The following is a 9,482-nucleotide window of genomic DNA, read 5'->3' as shown; positions in this document are numbered from 1 at the left end:
GGACTGCCCTAAATCACCATAACAATCTAGTGGATGGAACAAGTAAAAACGACAGCAATAATGAGTCTGTAGACCGGTCGAATCTACGGTAAGAGATGTCACTCTTAATCCTCACTGTCGGGTAGGATGTGGGCGAATAACTGCCCACGGGTATTCAGAAATATAGGAGTTGGAGAAGAGCATGGTTAGACACAGCCAATCGGCTAGTGAACTTTGGAAAAGTCAACAGTGGAAGAAACTCCGCCAAAACTTATTCCGCCTACAAAAACGACTATATAAAGCAGTTCGAGCTGGAGACCTTAAGAAAGCTAGGTCACTACAGAAACTAATTCTGAAATCTCGTGCAGCACAGCTTTTAGCAGTTCGTCAAGTCACACAATTAAATAAAGGGAAGAAAACGGCTGGAATTGATGGAAAGTCCTCCCTCAATTACCAAGAGCGCATGGAACTGGTAGAAACATTGAGCGACTATGCTTCAGACTGGAAACATAGCCGACTTCGTGAAATCCCTATCCCTAAAAAGAATGGGAAAGTAAGGATGTTGAAGATACCAACCATAGCAGACCGAGCATGGCAATGTCTAGTAAAATTTGCGCTGGAACCAGCCCATGAGGCCACCTTCAGCGCAGATAGTTACGGATTCCGAACGGGACGAAGCGCACAAGATGTGCAAAAACGACTGTTCAACCATCTAAAGGCCAGTAAAAACGGCTCCAACATGGTTAAGAGAATCATAGAACTAGACATCAAGAAATGCTTTGACCGCATCGCACACAGCTCAATCATGGATAGATTGCTAGCTCCTGCGTGCCTAAAACAGGGGATTTTCAGGTGCTTAAAAGCAGGCATCAATCCGGAATTCCCAGAGCAAGGAACACCCCAAGGCGGTGTGGTCAGTCCCTTATTGGCGAACATAGCACTAAATGGCATAGAGGACATTCATACCAGCCTTCGGTACGCCGATGACATGGTATTCATCCTTAAACCAAAAGATGATGCAGAGAAAATCCTCCAAAAAGTCAAGGAATTCTTGGCTGAAAGAGGAATGGAAATTAGTGAAGAAAAGACCAAGTTAACTAAAGCGACAGACGGATTTAACTTCCTGGGGTGGAAATTCCGCGTCAGAAAGGATGGAAAGTTCTCATGTACTCCCTCAGAGGATAATCACAGAGCAATCCGCCAGAAGATTAAAGCCGTAGTCAACAACTCGAATTATGGTGCCGAAGTAAAAACCAAGAAACTAGCCCCCATCGTCCGTGGATGGCGTAACTACCACAGCAGCTGTGATATGAGCAGCGCTCGGGATACTTTATGGTTCATGAATAAAACCGCCCACCGGAAATTCCGAAAGGAAAAGAAAGTAGACCGGTATAAAGCAACTGAACTATGTAAAAAGGCATTCCCAAAAGTAGGTTACAAACAGAACCAACACGTGAACGTTTTGGGGACTAAGTCACCCTACGACGGTGACCTAGTCTACTGGAGTAACCGGAACTCAAGGTTATATTCAGATGCTACCTCCGATGCATTGAAAAGGCAAAACCATTCCTGTGGTTATTGTGGGTTGAGGTTCATGGAAGATGAGTCTGTACACCTTCATCACGTCGATGGAAACCACGACAACTGGTCTAAAAAGAACCTACTAGCAGTACATCAAAGCTGCCACCAACAATTACACTGGAGCACTCCGAAAGGAGAGAATATCTAGGAGCTGGGTGAGGTGAAAGTCTCACGCCCAGTTCTGAAGGAGAGGTGCCCTGGGTAATACCAGGCATCGACTCTAACTGAGCAGACCATCGAATGGCTCAAAAGTGAATGCACAAAGAAAGCAATCCAGGGAATTAAAGACCGTCACGGGGAAGGTGACCGAAACTACCTAGTCGGGACTCGCAATAAAGATACTGGGAAATTTCTACTACATCCTGAACTCATCCCTACTTTCAAAGCAGACTTTGGGATTGAGACTAAGCCTACTACTGAATCTGTTGTAACTCTTTCCACAGAAGTCACGTCACAGGAAATTACGCCACAGCACACCACATTGGTAACATCACATGAAGTCACGTCACAAAAAATTACACCGCAGCATACCACATTGGTAACATCACAAACTTCTGTGGAACCTGAAGAATCAGCTCAAGTCACTTTTCTCCCAGAAGTTCCCGATAACTACCATCTGGTCAACGAAAAGTTACTGAAAGAAGAAATCCGTAGTTTGCGCGTTCGGCTTCGCCGCGCCAAAGGCGATGGGCTTTGCCCCGCTTTCAGCGATCGTCCTGAAGGACGCGCCAAAGGCGATCGCCTCTCTTGTGGAGAAATTACAGAAGCTGAAATCATTACAGACACAGCATTTCGCGCAAGGTTTAAAGCTGAGATTAACAAAAGTCACAAGAAACTGCTGAAAGAAGTAATTGCCTCAGGGGAAAAGGCTTATGTATCTATGCGGGAGAATAGTACTTTGTGGTGTCACCCACGGTTAGCCGAAGCATTTTTGAATCCAGTTCCTGTTGATGAAAAAAGCACGGGAAAGGAAGATGAAGTCCCTTTCATTCAAACGGAAGCAATTCCTCAGGAAGAGAAGGAAATAACTGAGGAAGACCTTATCAATCCTGAGAACGCGGAACTAAGGAATGAGTTGTTAGACGAAATAGTCAAAGCTCCAAAGCTTTTAGAAGCGGCTAAGGAAGAGATAGTACGACTAGATGCCATCAAGGAAGACTTGGAGGACAGGCGGCGTAGGACACAGAATCCTTCATCAGAAGACATGATGGCCATCATACTAACCGGTTCAGTTGCTCCCAGGAAGCCAGTCCAAGATAAAAACCCCTACGTCAACATTGAGGACATCCTATTAGAGCACAAAGACATATCCCGGGAACTTCTATGTGATTATGCGACTACTGACGAAGGTAGGAAGCTTCACCTTGAAATTGCTAAAACTGACGGCATCAGGCCAGAAGAAGCTATTCTGTGTACAAGAAAAAGTGATGGATTCAGAGAACAGTTCGCTAGTTGGGATAACATCCTATCTCCTGAGTATACTGTCCAGTTACACCCAACATTCTGCGATAGCTTTGCACAGTGGGTTCACCGACAACTAACGACGGGAGTAAAACCTCAGGAGAAACGGGAAAAGATTGAAGAAGACGTGACTAAACTGGAGGACAGTGAAAAGGTTGTAGTTCCTGAGTCTACCCCCGTTTACAAGCGACTAAAAGCCTTACTCAAAGAGCACAATCTAACCCGAGAGCAGTTCCTGGCTTTTTCCACATGTGACAAAGGAGTACAGGCTCAGGTAACGATCGCGTCACTTTTGAAAATCCCAAAAGAGGATGTGGTGAACTGGATAGACAGAAATGACCCTTTACTTCATCCTGATTACAGCGAACGCTTTATCGAATGGGCACGTGCCGCAGCTAAAACTATCGAATTTACCTATTGGGATTTAGAAGACCTGACTATCGACTTCTCCTTGTCAGACGGGGATTTTAAGCGGTTCAATGGACTAAAAACATCAGTAGCGCTACGAAAACAAATTATTGGGACTGAAGGAATTGAAGCAGTGGTTTACTGCGGTGACAAGGCCAAGCTTCACCCCGATTACCGGGATGCTTTCGTTAAATGGATCAAAGACCCATGGCCGGAAATGCCAGGCCATTACATGTTGATTCTGGGACACTTTGATATTGGTTGGGATAAGACTAGTTACATCGAAAGCCATGAAGAGGTACTGGCAGAGCTAGAAGAAGAAGGAGAGCCTGGGGAAACCATCTTAGCTCGGGCGAAGGTAGACAAGCCCTGCCTCGAAACCATCCAAGAGTTCACCGAATACCTAGAAGCAGAAGCAGGTGAGACCTTAGAAAGATTGAAAGCAGAAGGGGCATTCACTTACGGCTGGAAAGATGGTCTGTTCTGGTGTCACCCTAACCTTTATAAGCGTTTCAACACACGTCACGACCAGACCGCATCTATGAGCCTATTGGAATTAGTCAAAGAACACGATCAGGACTTAGGCAGGTTTCTTGCCTACTTTTCTACCAATGAAGCGATCGCAAAGATTGAGGAGATAATGGCCAGTTGGGGTTTGGAAAAAGTGGAGGTCTTGGATTTGTCGAATCCAGATGACCCAAGGGTTGATGGTCACCTGTTTGGTCACTTCTTGATGATGGCCAGGCGGGAAGATAACCCATTACCTGATTACATCCCTTACCATCAATTACTGAAAGAGACTGGAGCGACTCCCGAGCAGCTATTCGGATTTGAATGTAATTTTTTTGCACTGATGCCATTGAGCCGTGAGGCTGAGAAACTCGGACTGTCTCACTCTGAATTATCCAGAAGGCAGAAGACAGACAAAGGTGAGGATAGTGTCAAGGAATACCATCCTGCGTTCGTTAAAGTGTTCCGACAGATTGCCCTGGGAGAAGGCGAGACAGAAGACTCTCTTGTTAAAGTTGCACGCCAAGAAAATGAAGAAAAAGCCTCTGAGTTAGCTGGGGTGAGACAGGTGGTTAGTGAGGTGTTGCCATCAGAGGCAGTTGAGGATTCAGAATTTTCTCAACAACCTAAGGAATGCCTCACCGACCAGGAGGGTTTGAAGTACTCCCCAGTGCCGGATGGTCCGTTCAAAACCATTGACAACCTGCACGCTAAAGCTGCCAGCAAGGACTACTTGTCAGTCCGGCAAGTCTGCCAAGTAGTCAATGACCTGCTGAAGGAGATGGGCAGCTCGTTCCAGGCAAAAGTAGGTGACGTTAATCAGGCACTAGCCGAGATGGGTTACCAAAAGAAGGAAGGCCGGAAGTGGCCTGTTCTTCCGGCTGGTCGGGACAAGCGTCGGGGAAACCAGTGGCTTAATACTGTGTGCAAAGAGCTAGCCGATCACCTTTCTGTTGTTTATTTGACTGCCAAGGAACTACTGGAAAAGGTTAAGACAGCCCTTGGACGGACAGACATCACTGCGAACCAACTCACCAAGGCATTGGAAACCCTGGGACTTCACCAGCGCTTTGAGGTTACAGTCGAAAAGACTGGGAAGGTTTACAAATACTGGGGAGTTGGGGAGAAAGCGATTGTCCAAAAAGACGCGGCAAATCCGAACGGGAAAGACTACACTAAGCTGGTCAAGCCCAAAGGTAGTCGCCGAGTAGTCTATCACCCCGATTGCGTTGAGTTACTAACTAAGGCTGAAAACCAATCTTATTTCCAGAAACCTGAGCGGAAACGGAAAACGAGAAAACAGGCATCAAAAACCAGGTATCTAGAGCTAGTAAGCGGACAAGAAATCCCTAATGACTTTCGACCACTAACTGTATCCACCCTGGGTATAGGGGAAACTGACGAAAAGCTAGACAGACTTTTCAGACGGTGGCTAGAATCCCCTGACTCAAAATCCATAATCAACACGATCTCTCAACAAACAGGGGTGGATACAACCACAGCGTACTGTCAATGCCTCCGAAAAGACGAGTCAGAAGGATGGCGGATTCACCCCGAAGTCATGCAAAACTTCAGTCTTTGGGCTGCATCAGTGGTATCGAAAGAACCGAGGCCACGTGATTTAGGCAAGGCCACAAAAGCAGACGTCACAATCAACCCCTACATCACTGAATGGTCAAGCTCTGACTTTCGTTTCCTAGACGCCTGTTTTTACCAAGCCATTCCACTTCGCTTGTACAGGAATGATGTCCTCAGGTGGCTCAAGGAAGATTGGGAAGCAATCGCGCAACTTATGGATAATTTACTATCCGGTGGTTATAGCTGTGGAACAGAACATGATGACGTTCCTTTCACCCTTTCGGACTGTATTGGCTTTTGGGAGACACCTTTTGAGCAAGATTGCAAGTATGAGGCCATCGTCATGTTTCCCATGTTCCTGCGTCGGTTTGAGGAATGGATGGGAGACACTCCTGTTCTGCTTCATGATTATGATCAGAATTGCAGGATGCACTGGCGGAACGGTCGGGTTCCTTACTACCCTACTGAAAATACTGGAGAGGTCTTTGACTGGTGGTTGGATGAAACCAAAGGACAGGCCAGGGCTCGTAAAGAGATGGAAGACGATCCAGAATGTGAGTTGTCAGTAGATTATTACGAGCATTTCTGTACTTTTGACGCAGCAACCAATCAATTAATCCTCACTCGCAAGCAAAGAGAAGAACTGGGACTGGAGTGTGATTTGGGAGATAAGCCAAAGGATCCAGCGGAACCTGAAGCCGAATCAGTGGCAGAAGTTGAAATTTGTGAAGAATCCGACGACCTAGAACCTGATACCTACTTCGAGGACTTGATGGATTCGATTGATGTCGAACCGGATGAAGAGGTAGAGGAGTCACATGAATCAGAGGAAGTACCTGAAGACCTGAGGTGGAAATCTGTCCCATACTGTCACTTGCAATTTAGCCTATTGGACAAAACTAAAGGTGATGCCGTGCTTCCTTACTACTGTTCACCACAGGTTTTAAATAACATTCCACACGCTGAAATAAAAGCAAGGTTAGCTAATGATCGCTTAATCATGACTGTCCAAGAGCGATGGCAGAGGTTTCTTGATTCTATTCCCCCTGGTTGCGAGGAATACCCAGACATCGCTGAAGAACCTGATGGCCTTAGCGTACGCGAGCTAGATGTACTGGTAACAGAATATGAACATGATATGCTTCTGGATTACGAGCGAGGGTGGGTAGCATAGGAGCGAGCTTCTTTTCCCGAGCAGCTAATCTATCACGCTCAACCCCTGGCAATAGCTGGGGGTTCCCTTTTCCCAACCTAACCCTTAAGGCCAAAGGTCACGCTACGTGAACAGAGCCGCTTTACCATCGCCTCAATTATGGAAAACTTCTGGGGACTTGGGGGAAAGGTATGGGTAATGCTGTCTACCCAGCATCGAGGTAAATGCAATCAGAGTGTACCTCGGAAAATCTGTTGACGACAAATTAAGTTGACGATAAAATAACGATAAGCGATCACCCGAAAATTCACCAGTTGGGCGATCGCTAAGCGGAGTACTTTACTCCAAAGTATTAACCAATTTGATCGTAACATCATGACAAAAAATCAAGATTTTGCCAAAGTAGCCCAAGTTGACTTAGGAAATGGGTGCACAATCGAAGGATTATGGAATCCAGTAACAGATGAATTTGGTTCCGCCTTCCCCCAGATATCTAAAGTATTTTTCGAGACTTACACAGATGCGAGCAAAAACTCGTTAGTCCGATCAAATATCAACAGGACTATCAAACGCTTACTGGGCAAGGATTTTTCGTTAGTCCGATGGAAGTCAGAATTAAATTCTAATGAAGTGACCGTACTTAAAACCAAAGATATTGAAGACCTAATTTGGGAACTTGTTGTCTTGGACATCACCAAGAAAAATGAAAACTTAATTCCTGCTCAAAAGATAGCCCGAAAAATTGGGAAAGGAATCTTTGGAATGGGTTTGATTGAGCGCTATCGGGATGGTTTTGGTCTAGAGTCCAACAAAGAGTTCCGAGACAACTTCCTCAAGGAACAGTTAGACGCCGCAAACGCCAAAATAAGCGAAATGGAAAAAGAACTGGAAGGGGCAATGCGGCACGACATCTCCCAGCAAGCCATACAAGAGGAGTACGAGCGGCAGCTGCGGAATCAAGGCATTAACCCTTGGGAAATTCCAGGAGATGAACCTTTCTAACTTTTAGGTTCCATCACACTCCATCACACTCCATCACACTCTACCCCTGGCAATGGCTGGGGGATTTCTTTTGCGGATTTCTAGCATCGATGCAAATCTGAAAAACTCCCGTACCTGTTTCCTCCCTGGAAGCCAGATATGTTAAAACATGTCTACCCACCATCGATGTAAACACAAGCAGGATGTACCTCCTTGACTCTATCTTTCGCGTTTTCATCAATCGGAACGAGCAAGCAAAGATAGAAGTTAAGTATAATTCAGCGGACGGGAATTATACTTTTCCCATCTTTTAAGCGATCGCCTCAAGCATGGAAAATGGTGGGCAGCTTTTTGGTTCGTCACTTCAAACGCTCAAAGAACCATCAAATGTATACTAGACAAAGATTTCCGGTTCGTCACTTGGAAGAAGGCTGTTGGCACTTCGTGACAGCTTCTCTAGCATTACGCCTAATATTAATTCGGTATTGTTAACTTTTGCGCACACTATAGCCTTAAACCCTTACGGGACAAAGGCTCCAAAACTATAAACCTAGAGGCTTTAGTGGAGTAAAAGAGAGTGCCTTGGGTTTTTCGGGGAATTACGGAAAACTCAAGGCACTATTTGCCACTGCTTTTGCGCGAATAACAGTATATTTTTCCTAGTTTATTCTAATTATCAGCTACTTTTTGATTGCTGTACAGAAAGAGTATCCAATCGGATACTCAACCTACTACCAGCACAAGAATCAACAGATGCCAACCAATATTAAGTGCTGTCATCATTTGTTATTTCTTTGACAGCAAGTGACAAAAATAACAAAAAGACGTCTAACTTCCTGTAATGGGCGTTAGCAGTATTAGAAAATCAGCTCTAATTCCTCTGAAAATTCACTTTTTGTCTCGGTAGGAAAAGATAATCAAAAGCGAACCAACCGACAAAATCTAGGTCAGTAGACTATAGCAACATGCTGGGGGAGATGTCTACGGAACAGGGGGCGATCACCTTTGGCGCGTCCGGAAGGGACGATCGCGTAACGTCAGCTTTACTGAATCGCATCAATGCGGATTTTTTGGTGGAAAGTTTACCTGGGGGTTATTTTGGGAGTAGAGGGTTACTTTCCGGAAACCGTTGGCAAGTTTACAGCCTTGCCTTTGTTACGTTTAAGGTGAGGCGTGGTTGTAGCTGTGTTGTCTTTTGTGATAGTTTCCGGAAAATGAAAGGTTTGGCAAGTCTAGAGGTCTTAGTGGTTCAAGGCCATGACTAACAAGAGGTGCAAGGCTTGGCAAGAATCATTATGGGAATGTCATAACGGAAAGGTGAGCGCTCATTTGCATTAAACTTTAGTTTTGTGATGGTGGTAAAATAGAACGAAAAGTGATGGGAATTCCGAGATAGAATTTAGGGGCTTGCACTCTGGTCATGTAGTATTCATGGTATCCTTAGTTAATATGCCCTAGTTACTCAGATATGGAACCTCTAGTCATTGCCGCCCTAGCCTTTCTCGGTACCAAAGCTGCGGAAACTACAGTAGAAAAGATCACTGAGCCAGCGATAGAAAAAGCCAAGTCCCTGCGCGAAAAGATTACTAATAAGTTAAAGAGTAATCCCACGGCTGAAGCAGCTTTGTTAGGTGCTGAACAAGGTTCAAAGACTGCTTTAGACGTTGTATATTACTATTTGCAAGAGGTAATGAGAGCAGATTCTCAATTTGCAGAGGAGATTGAAATATTAGCAAGAGAAATCGATAATTTAAATCAAGGGCAAGGGGAAAATTTGCAAGTGTCTGGTGGCGATGTGAATTACAACCAAGTATCTGGTAATGTAACTTAC

6 protein-coding genes are annotated in these 9,482 nt (G+C 45.1%); 5 read left to right on the top strand and 1 reads right to left on the bottom strand.

The window, feature by feature from the left end; all coding sequences use genetic code 11:
• The first annotated feature begins 181 nt into the window (after positions 1-181).
• Together F6K57_RS31920 and F6K57_RS31915 are read left to right on the top strand one after the other, a co-directional pair.
• A complete protein-coding gene (locus F6K57_RS31920; RefSeq protein WP_293072091.1) occupies positions 182-1,708 on the top strand; it encodes a reverse transcriptase domain-containing protein in 1,527 nt (508 codons plus the stop codon).
• Between the two features lie 408 nt (positions 1,709-2,116).
• Positions 2,117-6,691 (top strand): hypothetical protein, encoded by a 4,575-nt coding sequence (locus F6K57_RS31915; protein ID WP_293072090.1) that lies wholly within the window; start codon positions 2,117-2,119, stop codon positions 6,689-6,691.
• Between the two features lie 209 nt (positions 6,692-6,900).
• On the opposite strand, the gene F6K57_RS31910 is transcribed toward F6K57_RS31915, so the two are convergent.
• Complete coding sequence (locus F6K57_RS31910) at positions 6,901-7,047, bottom strand: hypothetical protein (protein ID WP_293072089.1); 147 nt, start codon at positions 7,045-7,047, stop codon at positions 6,901-6,903.
• Here F6K57_RS31910 and F6K57_RS31905 point away from each other — a divergent pair.
• From F6K57_RS31905 to F6K57_RS31895, 3 genes are all read left to right on the top strand, one after another.
• Complete coding sequence (locus F6K57_RS31905; protein ID WP_293072088.1) at positions 7,046-7,672, top strand: hypothetical protein; 627 nt, start codon at positions 7,046-7,048, stop codon at positions 7,670-7,672. The two genes, F6K57_RS31910 and F6K57_RS31905, sit on opposite strands and share 2 nt — an antisense overlap.
• Positions 7,673-8,628: 956 nt before the next feature.
• Entirely contained in the window at positions 8,629-8,916 is a 288-nt protein-coding gene (locus F6K57_RS31900; protein ID WP_293072087.1) for a hypothetical protein, read from the top strand.
• 203 nt (positions 8,917-9,119) lie between these two features.
• On the top strand, positions 9,120-9,482 hold a 363-nt coding region (locus F6K57_RS31895; protein WP_293072086.1), incomplete at its 3' end, for a hypothetical protein.

Source organism: Moorena sp. SIO4A5, from assembly GCF_010672005.1.
Classification (GTDB): domain Bacteria; phylum Cyanobacteriota; class Cyanobacteriia; order Cyanobacteriales; family Coleofasciculaceae; genus Moorena.
Note: the sequence above shows the minus strand (reverse complement) of the source record. Positions and strands in the feature narration are given on the sequence as shown.

Bases quoted from the DNA above. Each gene is read 5' to 3' on its own strand.
- F6K57_RS31900 (WP_293072087.1), top strand. From the start codon at position 8,629: ATGTCTACGGAACAGGGGGCGATCACCTTTGGCGCGTCCGGAAGGGAC.
- F6K57_RS31920 (WP_293072091.1), top strand. From the start codon at position 182: ATGGTTAGACACAGCCAATCGGCTAGTGAACTTTGGAAAAGTCAACAG.
- F6K57_RS31905 (WP_293072088.1), top strand. From the start codon at position 7,046: ATGACAAAAAATCAAGATTTTGCCAAAGTAGCCCAAGTTGACTTAGGA.
- F6K57_RS31910 (WP_293072089.1), bottom strand. From the start codon at position 7,047: ATGATGTTACGATCAAATTGGTTAATACTTTGGAGTAAAGTACTCCGC.